The sequence below is a fragment of the Solwaraspora sp. WMMD937 genome (assembly GCF_029581175.1).
Classification (GTDB): domain Bacteria; phylum Actinomycetota; class Actinomycetes; order Mycobacteriales; family Micromonosporaceae; genus Micromonospora_E.
Genome location: NZ_CP120738.1, coordinates 5,318,779 through 5,333,420, shown reverse-complemented (window position 1 = coordinate 5,333,420; position 14,642 = coordinate 5,318,779). Strand labels below are relative to the sequence as shown.

General features: G+C 70.2%; 12 protein-coding genes. 5 read left to right on the top strand and 7 right to left on the bottom strand.

The window, feature by feature from the left end:
- Positions 1-53 precede the first annotated feature (53 nt).
- The 4 genes from O7621_RS23520 to O7621_RS23505 are packed head-to-tail and all read left to right on the top strand — an operon-like array spanning position 54 to position 3,998.
- Positions 54-842: a hypothetical protein gene (locus O7621_RS23520; RefSeq protein ID WP_282231262.1), complete on the top strand. Its 789-nt coding sequence runs from the start codon at positions 54-56 to the stop codon at positions 840-842.
- Positions 839-2,872 (top strand): hypothetical protein, encoded by a 2,034-nt coding sequence (locus O7621_RS23515; RefSeq protein ID WP_282231261.1) that lies wholly within the window; start codon positions 839-841, stop codon positions 2,870-2,872. Before O7621_RS23520 ends, O7621_RS23515 begins: the two co-directional genes overlap by 4 nt.
- The gene (locus O7621_RS23510; protein WP_282231260.1) at positions 2,869-3,543 is read left to right on the top strand and encodes a hypothetical protein; all 675 of its coding nucleotides are present in this window, start codon (positions 2,869-2,871) and stop codon (positions 3,541-3,543) included. Before O7621_RS23515 ends, O7621_RS23510 begins: the two co-directional genes overlap by 4 nt.
- A 38-nt stretch (positions 3,544-3,581) precedes the next feature.
- A complete protein-coding gene (locus O7621_RS23505; protein WP_282231259.1) occupies positions 3,582-3,998 on the top strand; it encodes a Pycsar system effector family protein in 417 nt (138 codons plus the stop codon).
- A 90-nt stretch (positions 3,999-4,088) separates the two neighbouring features.
- Here the strand turns inward: O7621_RS23505 and O7621_RS23500 are convergent, their stop codons facing one another.
- Positions 4,089-5,276, bottom strand: a complete 1,188-nt coding sequence (locus O7621_RS23500; protein ID WP_282231258.1) for a beta-1,3-glucanase family protein — start codon at positions 5,274-5,276, stop codon at positions 4,089-4,091.
- Between the two features lie 172 nt (positions 5,277-5,448).
- On the opposite strand from O7621_RS23500, the gene O7621_RS23495 reads away from it, so the two are divergent.
- Positions 5,449-6,144, top strand: coding sequence for a TOPRIM nucleotidyl transferase/hydrolase domain-containing protein (locus tag O7621_RS23495; protein WP_282231257.1), 696 nt, complete (start codon positions 5,449-5,451; stop codon positions 6,142-6,144).
- 59 nt (positions 6,145-6,203) lie between these two features.
- Here the strand turns inward: O7621_RS23495 and pgl are convergent, their stop codons facing one another.
- The 6 genes from pgl to tkt are packed head-to-tail and all read right to left on the bottom strand — an operon-like array spanning position 6,204 to position 14,521.
- A complete protein-coding gene (pgl, locus tag O7621_RS23490; RefSeq protein ID WP_282234703.1) occupies positions 6,204-6,962 on the bottom strand; it encodes a 6-phosphogluconolactonase in 759 nt (252 codons plus the stop codon).
- A gap of 11 nt (positions 6,963-6,973) precedes the next feature.
- Positions 6,974-8,002, bottom strand: coding sequence for a glucose-6-phosphate dehydrogenase assembly protein OpcA (locus tag O7621_RS23485; RefSeq protein WP_282231256.1), 1,029 nt, complete (start codon positions 8,000-8,002; stop codon positions 6,974-6,976).
- Positions 7,999-9,513 carry a glucose-6-phosphate dehydrogenase gene (gene zwf, locus O7621_RS23480; RefSeq protein WP_281550404.1) on the bottom strand — a complete coding sequence of 505 codons (1,515 nt, stop codon included), beginning with the start codon at positions 9,511-9,513 and terminating at the stop codon, positions 7,999-8,001. Before zwf ends, O7621_RS23485 begins: the two co-directional genes overlap by 4 nt.
- 36 nt (positions 9,514-9,549) lie before the next feature.
- Positions 9,550-11,199 carry a glucose-6-phosphate isomerase gene (locus O7621_RS23475; RefSeq protein ID WP_282231255.1) on the bottom strand — a complete coding sequence of 550 codons (1,650 nt, stop codon included), beginning with the start codon at positions 11,197-11,199 and terminating at the stop codon, positions 9,550-9,552.
- Complete coding sequence (tal, locus tag O7621_RS23470; protein ID WP_282231254.1) at positions 11,196-12,374, bottom strand: transaldolase; 1,179 nt, start codon at positions 12,372-12,374, stop codon at positions 11,196-11,198. Before tal ends, O7621_RS23475 begins: the two co-directional genes overlap by 4 nt.
- A gap of 11 nt (positions 12,375-12,385) precedes the next feature.
- Positions 12,386-14,521 (bottom strand): transketolase, encoded by a 2,136-nt coding sequence (gene tkt / locus O7621_RS23465; protein ID WP_282231253.1) that lies wholly within the window; start codon positions 14,519-14,521, stop codon positions 12,386-12,388.
- Between the last annotated feature and the right edge of the window lie 121 nt (positions 14,522-14,642).

The window sequence follows — 14,642 nt, the reverse complement described above, 5'->3', positions numbered from 1 at the left end:
GGCTGCCGTACTAGGTCGACGCTGAGGGGGTCCGTCATCAAGAAAGGACTCCCGTGGAACACATCCCGTTTGCACATTCGATCGATCTCCCGCCATACCGGGCGATTCTGGCGGTGGACGCCAAGGGCTTCACCGCCGAGCCGGGTAGCACCCACCAAGTGATCAGCAACCAGCTGCTCGAACTCGTGGGCGACGCTCTGACCGGTGCTGGGCTGCAGGCCGATTGGGACCGTCCGTCATTCCTTGGCCCGACCGGTGACGGATTCGCCGTCGGGCTGCCGACGGGAGTCGTGCCCTACCTGGTGGACCCCTTCCCTCGCCTGCTTCAGGAACGCCTCGCCGAGCACAATCGTCACGCCCGGGGAAACCTGCAGCTGCGGGTCAGTCTTCACGTCGGGCCGCTACCTGCCGATCCCGAGAACCCACACTGGACTGGCAACGGAGATTCGCGCAATGATGCCCACCGGCTGCTCGACTCTGCGCCGGTGCGGGCCATGCTTGCTGCGGCGAGCCCGCGCGTGACCTATGTGGCCTGCATCTTCTCCGACCGCGTCTTCAAGGACGTCATCGCCGCTGGTTACGCCGGCATACATCCAGACCGTTGTATCCCGGTCACTGCGGCGGTCGATGGCAAGGCGTTCGAACAGCGGGCGTGGCTCCACCTCCCAGAGATCTCCGGGAATCTAGTCGGCGTGCTGCCTGCCGCGCCTCCTTCTCGCCCCGCGCCGGCGGCAGGCAAACGGGTAAGGCCCCGGATCTCCGGGCCGCGGGTAAAGCAGAACGACGGCCAAGTCGCCACCACGGTCGAGAACATGACGCAGCATCGGGACGGTGGCCGATGACGACCGAACCGATCGAACTCACGGACCAGGACATCGACGAGTCTTATGATGATGACATCAACGACGGCCTCTACGTCGAGGAGAACAATGGCCTTGTCGCCTCTCATGTTGGCCGTGACCAGGTGCAGAACGTTCACAACTGGCTTGGACGCTATCAGGCAGCCCGGGAACTCTCGGATGCCTTCGTCCGGGAAACGATCGCGAACTTCGTGGAGCGCGTCTATGGCCCAAACGATCTGTCCAGGGAATCTGCGGCCCGGATTCTGCAGGAGCGGCGTCACGTCCTGCTGGTAGCCGACCCCGGCACTGGCCGACGGACCGCCGCAGTCGGTTTGCTCGGCGCTGTTCCCTCGCCCCGGCGGGAGATCCCGACCGACGATGACCAGCAGCGGCTCCTGCCCGTCGGGGAGGTGCCATGGACATCGTACGGCCGTTGCTCGTACCTGCTCACGGTGCCGCCCGGAAGCCGTAACGGGCGGTTGCGCGAGGTGCTTATCGCTTACCGGGAGGAGGTGGAAAAGCAGGATTCCTATCTCGTCGTCCTGGTCGACCAGAACACGCTCGAAAATCCGGAGGAGGTTCCAGGATTCACGGTCCTGACGGTCACCGCACCTGGGCGCGAGGAACTGCTGCGCAGGCTGCTGGCCGACCAGCATGCCCGATTGGACGTGGACACGCTCCTGCGGACGCCGCCGCTGCCTGCGATGCTGGTGGATGCCACCCCGGCCCAGATCGCAAGGCTGTCCAGTCGTATCCGGGCTGCCGCGAACGAATCGCAGGAACCGCTGGCCGAGATCGCCCGCAAGGCGGTTCAGGCATACCAGAACTGGGACAAAGAGCTGGGTGACTGGTTCGAGAACAACGCCGATCCGCGGACCAGGCTCTTCCTTGTTGCCTTGGCCTTCCTGCAAGGAGGGCAGGCCACCAATGTCTTGCACGCTATGGAGAGGCTGGCCGAGAAGCTCGCGGAACCGGCGAACGTACGCGGTGGCATCGGCGCCCCAGGAATCCGCCAGCTCGCCAAGAACGTCGGTGCCCGGATCGACGACCAGCATCGGATCTTCTTTTCGCTGCCGTCATACGACGTCGCGATCCTGCGCTACGTCCACGGCGACCAGTCCAAGGCATTCCGTACGCGCCTATGGTCCTGGGCCTCCGACCTGCCGATGCGTCGCGGCGGTTCCCCGAGCGCCCGCATCGCCGGACGGGTCGCTTCGGCCATGCTTGACGTGACCCGGGCACTTCCTGGCGCCGACGCCCCCGAGGTTCGCACCTTGGCCGAGCGGTGGTGGAGCTACCAGTCTCTGCGGCCATTGGTTGTCGACCTGATGACGGCGGTGGCGCTGAGCCCCGAGGCTGGGCCGGCGATGCGCGGGCGGCTCAACCAGTGGGCCATTCATTCGGGGAGTCATCCGCTACTCTGCGCGGTCGCCGAGGTCTGCGGCGGGGCGCTCGCCGACGCGTATCCGCAGGCGGCGTTGACCCGGCTGAACAACCTGGCCGGACGTGGCATCGGTGCCGTCACCGACGCAGTCGTGGCTGCCGTACGCGAGCTCTGGGAGCGGTCGATGCACCGGCAAGCGACGCTGTGCCGGGTCGTCGACTGGGCCGCCGAGCAGGACCAGCGGCATGACGTGGGCCTACGCGCCCTGGCGACGATATCCGCAACTCCGGAACAGGCCGGACTCCTCCTCACCGAGCTGGCCGGCGACGCGGACCTACATGGCGGACTGGCAGATGCCTTCGCCTTCCTCTTCACCGGCGCGGGGCCACAGGGTGACTTCCGCAAGGCGCTCTTCAACTGGCTCGACGCGGCTGCCGGCGACTCCACCTACGAGCATCTGTTCACCGACCTGCTGATCCGTGCCGGCGGGACCGGGCAGGGCGCCAGCAAGCGCCTTGGCCGTATGTTCGACTTGCTGTACGACTGGCAACCGGTAGCTCGTGACGCCGATGCGCCGGCTGCCCGCGACCTGCGTGACAGAGTCCAGGAGCAGCTGCACCGCGCGAACCCGCTGGCCGTCGCATGATCGAGAACTGGCGTGGTCGTCTGTCCGGCCTGCGGACGAGAGCCGAGGATTCCGCACCGCCGATCACCTTTCCCGCCGAGCTACGCAGCTGCCACCCGTACATCGCGTTCGACGCAACCTTCCAGTTCTGGTGGAAGGGTGACGACCGGGCCGCCTTCTGGACGGCCCGGCGGAAGATTACGGAGTGGGCCGATCAGGTGACCGCCCGATACTGCGTAACCCAGGCCGGCAACGCCGAGAACGAAATCAACGCTCGCATCTCCAGCGGCGTCCGCGTGCAGCTGACGGTCGGCCGGCGAGCGCTCGCGGCCGCACAAGACGTCCTGGAGATCAATCGACAGGCAGCCCTGGAATGCCAGCGGCAGCGGGCCGAGCTGGATCGGATCAGGTTCCTGCGGGAAAAGGTTTACTCGCGCCCCGACGTCGCTCGCAGCTACTGGCTCTTCCATCATCCGGACCAGCTAAAAGCGATGCTGGAGATCGACTTCGAGGGGATTGCCGAGAAGTTTGGTAACACCGAGGATTCACAGTTCCTGGTGATCGCCAAGCTGATCGGTGAATTTCTCGGGCGACTCGAGGACGCCGACCGTCGATATCTGGTTGGTCAGCTGGGTCAGTTGTTTTCCTCGTACGATCGGTCGGATCTGGCAGAACTTCTGGAAGACTCATGAGGGAAGCCGGACGAGCCTCTCTGGAGCAGGCGAATGAGATGATTCGTTTCGCCGACGTGAAGGCGGCTGTAGTCCTGGCCGCTGCCGGAGTTCTGGCCGGGCAACTACCTTCCGCTCGTGGTCCCTGGGCCGAGAGCATCCTGCTCGTCGCTGGCGTCTGCGTGGCGTTCAGCGCTTTGTTGGCGCTCTATACGTTGGCGCCCCGCCGGCAGGTGACGGCTGCATGGTCGCTGCACTACTACGACAGCGTCGCCCAGCGCTACGGTGACGACCGAGAAGCCTTCATCAAAGCTTGGCTGGAGGCGGCCGATGACGAAGATGCGTTCGAGCGGGCTATCGCTGGGCAGATCTGGGCGGCGAATATGGTGGCGTACCGTAAGTTCACCCGGGTTACCTGGTCCATCCGCGCCTTGGTGGTCGGCGTCGTAGCCTTCGTGGTCGTGGCGCTCACTTGACACATTGATCGATGGCTGTCGCTGTATTGCTTTTGTGGGTGCGCCGGTGGTGTGCCGGCGCACCCGTCCGGAGGCGGGGGAGAGGCGCGGTCAGAACGGGCTGAGGACCACTCCGGCGGCGCGGGGCTCGCCGTCGTGGACGAGGGACTCGAACGCGCCGACGTCGTCGAAGGCGAACGCGTACGCCTTGCCGTCGCGCATGTTGGCGTGGATGATCCGGGCGTACTGGTTGGTCGGGTTGTTGCGGTAGAACTCGGCGGCGTTGGTGCTGGGCTGGGTGTGGATGGTGCCGAGGGTGCCCCGGTTCAGTGCGGCGCACAGCGTACGGGAGATCGGCCCGACCACCTGGTCGTTGGGGGCGGGCAGGTCACCGTCGCAGCCCCACACGCTTGCCGACGAGGGCCGGTTGAACGAGGCGACGACCTGGCCGGCACCGTTGGTGAAGGTCATCACCCGGCCCGAGGTCCGGCCGTAGTAGCGGATGTCGGGGCGGTCGCCGAACGGTACGACGGTCAGCGTCCGGCTGGTGTAGGTGTTCCACGCCGAGGTGATGTACGAGTCCAGGTAGGTGGGGCTGAACAGGCCGGCGCCGGTGGCCTTGCCGGGTGCGAGCACCCGCAGCACGGTGCCGTCGCCCCGGGTCTGGACCGTGTTGGCCCAGCCGGACTCGGCGCGGACTCCGTTGATGATCGCGTTGCGGCCACCCGCGACGACGTCACCGGTGCGTTTGGTGACACCGTTGGCGCCGGTCACGGTGACCGCGTGCGGCACCGCGAACATGTCCACCTGCGAGCTGTTGAGCCACAGGCCGGCGTCGTTGTAGGTGAACTCGCTCCAGTCGAACAGGATGTCGCGGTTGGGGTCACCGCCGGCCCAGGGGGCGGGCTGGACCAGGCCGGTCGGGGTGAGGAAGAACTTCAGCTTCTCACCGAGGGAGAAGTAGACCCGGCCGGAGAAGCCGCGCGGGAAGCGGACCGTCGTGCTGGCACCGTTGGTCGGTCCGGCGATCGAGGCGTCCGGGGCCGGTGACGGCGGGACCTGCCCGCCGGTCCACGGGATGAACGTGCCGGCCTGGTTGACGTAGCCGAGTCGGCCGGAGCAGAGCTGTACGCCGATCACGTACAGGTGGACGGATCCGGCCCGGCCGGTGTTGTTGGTGACGGTGACCGGCAGCAGCGCCGGGCCGACGGCCTGGGCGGGTGCGGCGGCGACGAGGCTGGTCGGGACGGCGGTGATCAGGGCGGCTGCGACGGCCAGCAGCCTTCTTCGGACAACCATGAGGGACTCCTCCGGTCGGGATCGAGGCGGTCGGACGGGGAGAGAGCGCTCTCCGAGAAGAGTCTTACTGTTAACACTGTTTGTCAATAGATGTACGGCGATGTGGTGACCCGGGGGTCGGCGTCCGTTATCCGGTTGCCGGTGGGGCCGGGTGTCCCCGACGATGACCATCATGGCGACGGGTGATCGGCCGATGGACGCCGCTCGTCGCCGTGAGCTTGCCCGCCGGGTGCTCGACGGCTATGCCAGCGGTCCCGACGCACCGGTCCAGGCGACCGCCGACGCGCTGGTGAAGATCGACCGCGCCGTCGCCCTGGTGCTCGTCGAAGGCGTGAGCGACCAGATCGCGGTGGAGACGGCGGCGGCCGGCCGTGGCTGGGACTTCGACGCCGAACGGGTGGCGGTCGTGCCGATCGGTGGAGCACATGCCACCGGCCGGTTCCTGACCGGCCTCGGCCCGCTGCGGTCGCGGGTGCGGCTCGCCGGGCTGTGCGACCTGGCTGAGGCGGACATCGTCCGGCGCGGACTGGCCGCCGCCGGTGTCGGTACGCCCCGCACCCGGACCGATCTGGCGGATCTCGGATTCTTCGTCTGCGTCGACGACCTGGAGGACGAACTGATCCGTGCCCTGGGCGTCCAGACGGTGGAGACCGTCCTGGACTCGCAGGGCGACCTCGGATCGTTCCGTACGCTGCAGGGCCAGCCCGCCTGGCGCGACCGGCGACCCGCAGCGCAGCTGCGCCGGTTCATGGGCAGCGGCTCGCGCCGCAAGTCACGCTACGCCCGGCTGCTCGTCGAAGCGGCCATTGCCCGCGACACCCTGCCACGACCTCTCGACCGGCTGCTCGCCTTCGTCGACCCGCGCTGAGGCGACCGGTGGCCGCCGGACGGCGACGTCCGGCGGCCACTGAAAACGCGTAGGCCCGGTCAGTCGGCCGCTGCTGCCGTCATTGCCACCTCGGCGGCGGCTGCCTGGTCGAGCAGCCACCAGGTACGGCGCACCCCGCGTACGCCGCAGGCCGGCACCGCGACCGGGTCGCTGCCGCCGTACGCCCCGCCGACCGCCGCCGCCTTGTCCGCCCCGGCGGCGACCAGCCACACCTCGTCGGCGGTGTTGATGGTGGACAGGGTCAGCGTGATCCGGGTCGGCGGCGGCTTCGGGCTGTCCCGGACCGCCGCCACCGGGCGGGTCTCGCCGGTGACCGGATGCCCCGGGAACACCGACGCCACGTGCCCGTCCTCGCCGACGCCGAGCATCAGCACGTCGAACCGGGGCAGCGGGGCCGTACCCGGGCCGGCGACCCGGTCGAGGGCGGCGGCGTACCGGGCGGCGGCCGCCTCCGGGTCGTCGCCGTCCGGCCCGTCCGACGTGGGCATCGCGTGCACCCGCTGCGGATCCAGCGGCAGTACGTCGAGCAGCGCCTCGCGGGCCTGGGTCTCGTTGCGGTCCGGGTCGCCGGTGGGCAGGAACCGCTCGTCACCCCACCAGACGTCCACCCGGGACCAGTCGACCGCGTGCCGGGCCGGCAGTTCGCCGACCGCGCGCAGCACGGCCGCCGCGACCCGCCCGCCGGTCAGCACCACCGACGCTTCGCCCCGCTCGGCCTGGGCGTCGATCAGCCGGACGACGAGCCGGGACGCCACCGCGCTGGCCAGCACGGTGGCGTCCCGGTGCACGACGAGCATGCCGGGGCCGCTCACGAGCCGCTCCGTGCCGGCTCGGCCGCGACGACCGCCGGGTCGGTGCCGGCTGCCGGTTCGGTGGCCTTCGCCGGGTCCTTCCAGATGTGCACCCGCTTGGCGGGCCGGGCCGACAGATCCGGCAGTCCGGCGAGGGTGCCCAACGCCTCGGAGTAGACCTGGTCGGCGTCGAGCCGCCGCAGCTCCTCGGCGAGCTCCTCGCCGAGCGGCCGGCGGACCAGCGGCATCTGCCGCTCGGGCTGGCCGGTCCGGGTGAACATCGCCGAACTGTCCTCGCGGACCAGGCTCAGCCCGTCGCCGTTGGCGCAGCGCAGCTCCACCGACCGCATCCGGGGGAACTCGCTGGTCTCCTCCCAGCGCGGCGTGATGCCGAGCCGGGCCGCCAGCCAGCTGATCATCAAGGCGGCGGTCGGGTCGGCCCGGGGCGCGGTCACCGTGGCGCCGGTGATCTGCGCGTCGGTGGTGTCGAACGCCCCGGCGACCAGGGTGCGCCACGGGGTGATCCGGGTCCACGCCAGATCGGTGTCGCCCGACGCGTAGTCGACCGCCCGTTGCAGCAGCGCCTGCACCGGGTTGGGGGCCTGCGCCGAGTCGGTGATCCGCCGGTCGGCGACCACCCCCAGGTAGTCGTTGGCGATCTGCTCCGGCGGCTCGCCGTGCCACCAGGTCACCACCGGTACGTCCGGCACCAGCAGCGGCATCACCACCGACTCGGCGTGCAGCGCCAGCCGGCCGGAGGTACGCATGACGACCGCCTCGCACGGCCCGAGCCGGCCGCCGACGACCACTTCGGCGTCGAGCCGGCTGACCTTGCGGTCGATGTCGGAGCGGACCACCACGAGCAGCCGGCACGGGTGGGCGGCGGCGGCGATGGTGGCCGCCGCCTCCGCCTCGCGTACCCGCTTCTCGTCGACCACCACGATCAGGGTCAGCGCCATTCCGCTGGCCACGCCGCCGGCGCTGCGCCGCTCGGCGGCCAGGGCCTTGACCACCTCGTTGCCGGTGGTGTCCCACAGGCTGATCATGCTCTCCTCCAGGACCGGCCCTCGCGGGCCAGCATCTCGTCGGCGGCCCGCGGACCCCACTCGCCGGACCGGTACGGCTCCGGCCGGGTGCCCTCCCAGGCCTCTTCGAGAGGGTCGATCACCCGCCAGCTCTGCTCCACCTCGGCGGCGTCGGGGAACAGGGTGCGGTCGCCGATCAGCACGTCGAGCACCAACCGCTCGTACGCCTCCGGACTGGCCTCGGTGAACGCCTCGCCGTACTGGAAGTCCATCGCGATGTCACGGACCTCCATGGTGGTGCCCGGCACCTTGGCGCCGAACTTGAGCACCACGCCCTCGTCGGGCTGCACCCGGATGACCAGCTGGTTGTTGCTGAGCATCTCCACGTCGGTGCCGTTGAACGGCAGGTGCGGTGCGGCCTTGAACATCACCGCCACCTCGGTCACCCGCCGCGGCAACCGCTTTCCGGCGCGCAGATAGAACGGCACACCGGCCCACCGGCGGTTCTGGATGCCCAGCCGCATCGCCACGTACGTCTCGGTGGTCGAGTCGGCCGGCACATTCGGCTCCTCCAGGTAGCCGACGGCCCGCTGCCCGGCCACCCAGCCCTTCAGGTACTGACCGCGGACGGTGCCGGCGGCCACGTCGTCGGGCAGGCTGATCGCCCGCAGCACCTTCAGCTTCTCCGCCCGGATCTCGGCGGCGTCGAAGCTGGTCGGCTCCTCCATGGTGACCAGGGCCAGCAGCTGCAGCAGATGGTTCTGCACCACGTCACGGGCGGCGCCGGTGGCGTCGTAGAAGCCGGCCCGGCTGCCGATGCCGACGTCCTCGGCCATGGTGATCTGCACCGAGTCGACGTACTTGGAGTTCCACAGCGGCTCGAACAGGTTGTTGGCGAACCGCAGCGCCATGATGTTCTGGACGGTCTCCTTGCCCAGGTAGTGGTCGATGCGGAACACGTCGTCGCGGGTGAACACGTCGTCGACCAGGTCGTTGAGCGACTTCGCCGACGGCAGGTCGTAGCCGAACGGCTTCTCCACCACCACCCGGCGCCAGCCGCCGCACCGCTCGTTGTCGGCCATGCCGGTGCGCGCCAGCTGCTTGAGCACCTGCGGGAACGCCGACGGCGGGATGGAGAAGTAGAACGCGGCGTTGCCGTGGATGCCGTGCGATTCGCGCAGCCCGTCCAGGCAGGCCGACAGCTTGTCGAACGCGGCGTCGTCGTCGAACGAGCCGCCGACGAACTTGATGTTGCCGGCCAGGCGGGACCAGACCTCCTCACGCCACGGGGTACGCGCGTACTCCTTGGCCGAGTCGTGGGCCAGCGACTCGAAGTCGCCGTCGGTCCAGTCCCGCCGGGCGAAGCCGAGCACCACGAAGCCGGGTGGCAGCAGCCCTCGGTTGGCCAGGTCGTAGATGCCGGGGAGTAGTTTCTTGCGAGCCAGATCACCGGTGACGCCGAAGATCACCAGAGCGCAGGGCTCCGGGATGCGCGGCAGCCGCCGGTCCTGCGGGTCGCGCAGGGGGTTCACGTCGCCTCCTCAGTCCGTTTTCCTCCGGACCAATTGTCAGCTGGGCAGGTTTCGAATCGTGTCCAGGAGTTGGGCGACGCCGGCGGCCCGATCGGTCAGGTGCAGCCGCAGCAGCGGCCGGCCCCGTCCGGCCAGCGCCTCACGGTCACCAGCGGCCTGCGCCGCCTGCAGCTCACCAAAGCTGTACGGGCGACCGGGCACCGGCAGGTCGTCGGTGACCGCACCGGTGATCTGCAGGAACGCGCCGACCTGCGGCCCGCCCTTGTGGTACTGCCCGGTGGAGTGCAGGAACCGCGGCCCCCAGCCGAAGGTGACCGGCCGGCCGGCGGCGGCCGCCAGCAGTGGGCGAATCCCGGCCGCATCGGCGTCGCCGAACCGGTCCAGGTAGGCCATCACCGCGAGGTATCCGTCGGTGCCGACGCCGTCGATCAGCCAGCGCAGCGCGCCGACCAGCTCACCCGGTACGCCGTCCGGCCCGTACACCTCGATGGATCCGTCGACGAACGACGGTGCCTCGGTCGGCGGCCCGGACGCCAGGATCCGGTTGGTGTTCTCCTTCGACTCGGTGACGTTGGGCTGGTTGAACGGGTCGATGCCGAGCACCCGGCCGGCGACCGCCGTCGCGTACTCCCAGACCAGGAACTGCGCGCCGAGCGGTCCGTTGACCGCCAGGTCGGGGCGGACCCCGCCGCCGGGCACCCCGCCCGGTTGGCCGGCACCGCCGTAGGTGACGGTGAGCACGTCCGGGCCGGCGGCGCCGGGGGCGTCCGGTGCCTCGACGACCACCGGCAGGATGCCGATGCCGTCCTTGCCGGTTGACTCGGCGATCAGCTGCTCGATCCAGTCGCCGAGCCCTTCGATGCCGGTGCCGTCGGAGACCAGCGCGACCTTGTCCCGGCCGGTGGTGGCCGCCGCGCCGAGCGCCGCGCCGAGCGCCAGCCCCGGGTTGTCCCGGTCGCCGCCGAGCGCGGCGGACAGCTGCTCGGCCTGGTCGAGCAGCTCGACCACGTCCACGCCGGCCAGCGCCGACGGGACCAGACCGAACGCGGTCAGCGCCGAGTACCGTCCGCCGACCTCCGGGTCGGCGAGCACCACGGTGGCGCCCATCTCCTCGGCGGTGGTGGCCAGCGGCGAGCCGGGGTCGGTGACGATGACGAACCGCCGCCCGGCCTCGGCCTCGCTCAGCCCTGAGTCGAGGAACGCCTGCCAGTACGCGCGACGGTGGCTGTCGGTCTCCACGGTGCCGCCGGACTTGCTGGCCACCACCACGACGGTCCGGTCCAGTCGGTCGCCGAGCGCCGCCCGCACCTGGTGCGGGTCGGTGGTGTCCAGCACGGTTACCGGCTTGCCGACGGTGAGCGAGATGACCTCGGGCGCCAGCGACGAGCCACCCATTCCGGCCAGCACCACGTGGTCCAGGTCGCCCAGCTCGGCCTGCAGTTCGGCGAGCTGCGGCAGCAGGTCCCGGCTGCGGGTGAAGGTGTCCAGCCAGCCGAGCCGGATCTTCGCCTCGGCCTCGGCGTCCGGGCCCCACAGCGTCGGGTCCTTGCGGGCGAGTGAGCCGGGCACCCCGTCGCCGACCAGCGCGCCCCGGGTCGACGAGGCGGCTGAGGCGTCGACCGCGTCGGCCCCGTACACGCTCAGCCCGGCCGCGGCCTCGACCCCGCCGTCGAAGAAGTCGCTCATGCGTTACCTCCGGCCTGCTTGGCCGCGGCGGCGTGCCCACTGGCGGCCGCGTTCGGCTCACCGGCGCCGGCCGCCGCCGCGTCCAGCGACGAGCGGACCCCGTCGAGCAGCTCCTGCCAGCTGGCCTCGAACTTGCTCACCCCCTCAGACTCCAGGGTCTTGACCACGTCGTCGAGGTCGACGCCGACGGCGATCAGGTCGTCGAGCACCTGCCGGGCGGCCGGGTAGGAGCCGGTGACCGTGTCGCCCCGGGTCTCGCCGTGGTCGGCGTAGGCGTGCACCACCGACTCCGGCATGGTGTTGACCGTGCCGGGGGCGATCAGCTCCTCGACGTAGATGACGTCCCGGTAGGCCGGGTTCTTCGTCGAGGTGGAGGCCCACAGCGGGCGCTGCGGGTGGGCGCCGGCGTCGGCCAGGGCCTGCCAGCGGTCCGACGAGAAGACCTTCGCGTACCGCTCGTACGCCAGCTGCGCGTTCGCCACGGCGGCCTTGCCCTTGAGCGCCTTGGCCTGGTCGCTGCCGATCTTGTCGAGGCGCTTGTCGATTTCGGTGTCCACCCGGGAGACGAAGAACGACGCGACCGAGCCGATGGTGGTCAGGTCGTGGCCGTTGGCCTTCGCCTGCTCCAGACCGGCGAGGAAGGCGTCCATCACCGCGCTGTAGCGGTCCAGCGAGAAGATCAGGGTCACGTTGACGCTGATCCCCTCGGCCAGGGTGGCGGTGATCGCCGGCAGCCCGGCCTCGGTCGCCGGGATCTTGATGAACAGGTTCGGTCGGTCGACCAGCCACCACAGCGCCTTCGCCTCGGCGACGGTTTCCGCGGTGCGGTACGCCAGCCGCGGGTCGACCTCGATCGACACCCGGCCGTCGACGCCACCGCTGGTCTCGTACGCCGGGCGCATCACGTCGCAGCCCCACCGCACGTCGTAGGTGGTGAGCATCCGGACCGCCTCGTCCACGCTGACGCCCCGGGCGGCCAGGTCACGCAGCTGCCAGTTGTACTCGTCGGCGTCGGCGAGCGCGGCGGCGAAGATGGTCGGGTTGGTGGTCACGCCGGCGACGTGCTTCTCCCGGCGCAGTTGGTCCAGGTTGCCGGTGCTGAGCCGTTGCCGGGACAGGTCGTCGAGCCAGACCGCCACGCCTGCGGCGGTCAGCTCTCCCAATCGGTCCGTCATCTGAAGCCTCCTCAGTTTCCGGTGGTGGTGCCGGTGATGGCGCCGACCCGGGTCAGCGACGCGTGCGCCGCCGCGACCACGGCGTCGGCGGTGAAGCCGAACTGCTCGAACAGCACCTGGTACGGGGCGCTGGCCCCGTAGTGTTCAATGCTGACCGACTCGCCGCAGTCGCCGACCAGGCCGCGCCAGGACATGCCGATGCCGGCCTCGACGCTGACCCGGGCCTTGACCCCGCGCGGCAGCACCGATTCGCGGTACGCCTCGTCCTGCTCGGTGAACCATTCCTGGCAGGGCATCGAGACCACCCGGGTGGCGACGCCTTCGGCTTCGAGGCGTTCCCGGGCGGTGAGCAGCAGCTGCACCTCGGACCCCGAGCCCATCAGGATCACCTGCGGTTGGGCGTTGCCGGCGTCGGCCAGCACGTACCCGCCCTTGCGGACCCCTTCGGCCGAGGCGTAGGTGCCCCGGTCGATGACCGGCACCGCCTGGCGGGTCAGCGCCAGCGCGGTGGGCCGGTCGGTGTGCTCCAGGGCGGCCCGCCACGCCCAAGCGGTCTCGTTGGCGTCGGCCGGGCGGACCACGTCCAGTCCGGGGATGGCCCGCAGCGCCGACAGGTGCTCGATCGGCTGGTGGGTGGGGCCGTCCTCGCCGAGCCCGATCGAGTCGTGCGTCCAGACGTAGATCACCGGGAGTTTCATCAGCGCGGCCAGCCGCACCGCCGGGCGCATGTAGTCGCTGAACACCAGGAACGTGCCGCCGTACGGGCGGGTGCCGCCGTGCAGCGCGATGCCGTTGAGGATCGCCCCCATGGCGTGTTCGCGGATGCCGAAGTGCAGGGTGCGGCCGTACTCGTGGCCGGGGAACTCCTTGGTGGCGTACTCGGCCGGGACGAACGACGGCTCGCCCTTCATCGTGGTGTTGTTGCTCTCCGCCAGGTCGGCCGAGCCGCCCCACAGCTCCGGCAGCTCGGAAGCGAGCGCGGTCAGCACCTTGCCGGAGGCGGCCCGGGTGGCGACCCCCTTGGGGTCAGCCGGCCAGTCCGGCAGCGCGTCGGTCCAGCCGGTCGGCAGGGTACGGGTGGCGAGCCGGTCGTGCAGCGCCTTGCGCTCCGGGTTGGCCTGCGCCCAGGCGTCGTACCTCTCGGTCCACTTGGCGTGTGCCTGCCGGCCCCGGTCGAGCACCTCTCGGATGTGGGCGAGGACCTTGTCGTCGACCGCGAAGTGCTGGTTGGGGTCGAAGCCGAGGATCTCCTTGGTGGCGGCGACCTCGTCGGCGCCGAGCGCCGAGCCGTGGATCTTGCCGGTGTTCTGCTTCTTCGGTGCCGGCCAGCCGATGATGGTGCGCAGCGCGATGAACGACGGGCGGTCGGTCTCGGCACGGGCGGCGGTCAGCGCCGCGTACAGCGCCTCGACGTCCTCGTGGTACTCGCCGTCGCCGGCCGCGCCGGCCCGCCAGTCGACGGTCTGCACGTGCCAGCCGTACGCGGCGTAGCGGGCGGCGACGTCCTCGCTGAGCGCGATCCGAGTGTCGTCCTCGATGGAGATCTGGTTGTCGTCGTAGACGACGGTCAGGTTGCCGAGCTTCTGGTGCCCGGCCAGAGCGCTGGCCTCGTGGGTGATGCCCTCTTCGATGTCACCGTCGGAGGCGATCACCCAGATGTTGTGGTCGAAGACGGACTCGCCGGGCGCGGCGTCCGGGTCGAGCAGTCCGCGCTCCCGGCGGGCGGCCATCGCCATGCCGACCCCGTTGGCCAGCCCTTGGCCGAGCGGACCGGTGGTGGTCTCCACTCCCCGGGTGTGGCCGTGCTCCGGGTGTCCGGGGGTCAGCGATCCCCATTGCCGCAACGCCTTGAGGTCGTCCAGGCTCAGCCCGTAACCGGAGAAGAAGAGTTGGATGTACAGGGTGAGACTGGAGTGCCCGGCGGAGAGGACGAACCGGTCCCGGCCGGCCCAGCCCGGGTCGCTCGGGTCGTGCCGCATGACCCGGTTGAACAGCAGGTACGCCGCGGGAGCGAGGCTCATCGCGGTGCCCGGATGGCCGTTGCCGGATTTCTCTACGGCGTCGGCGGCCAGCACGCGTGCGGTGTCGACCGCACGGCGGTCGAGGTCGGACCAGTTCAGGGGGGCATCGGTTGGTGTTGCAGCCACGGTGGGTGTGCTCCTCGTCCAGCAAGTAGGCGGAACCCTCGTCACGACCCTATCGAGCAGGGTTTAACGCGCGCCCGCCGATCTCGACAACCGGATGGTCGGCCAGGGGTCGTGGTCGGCC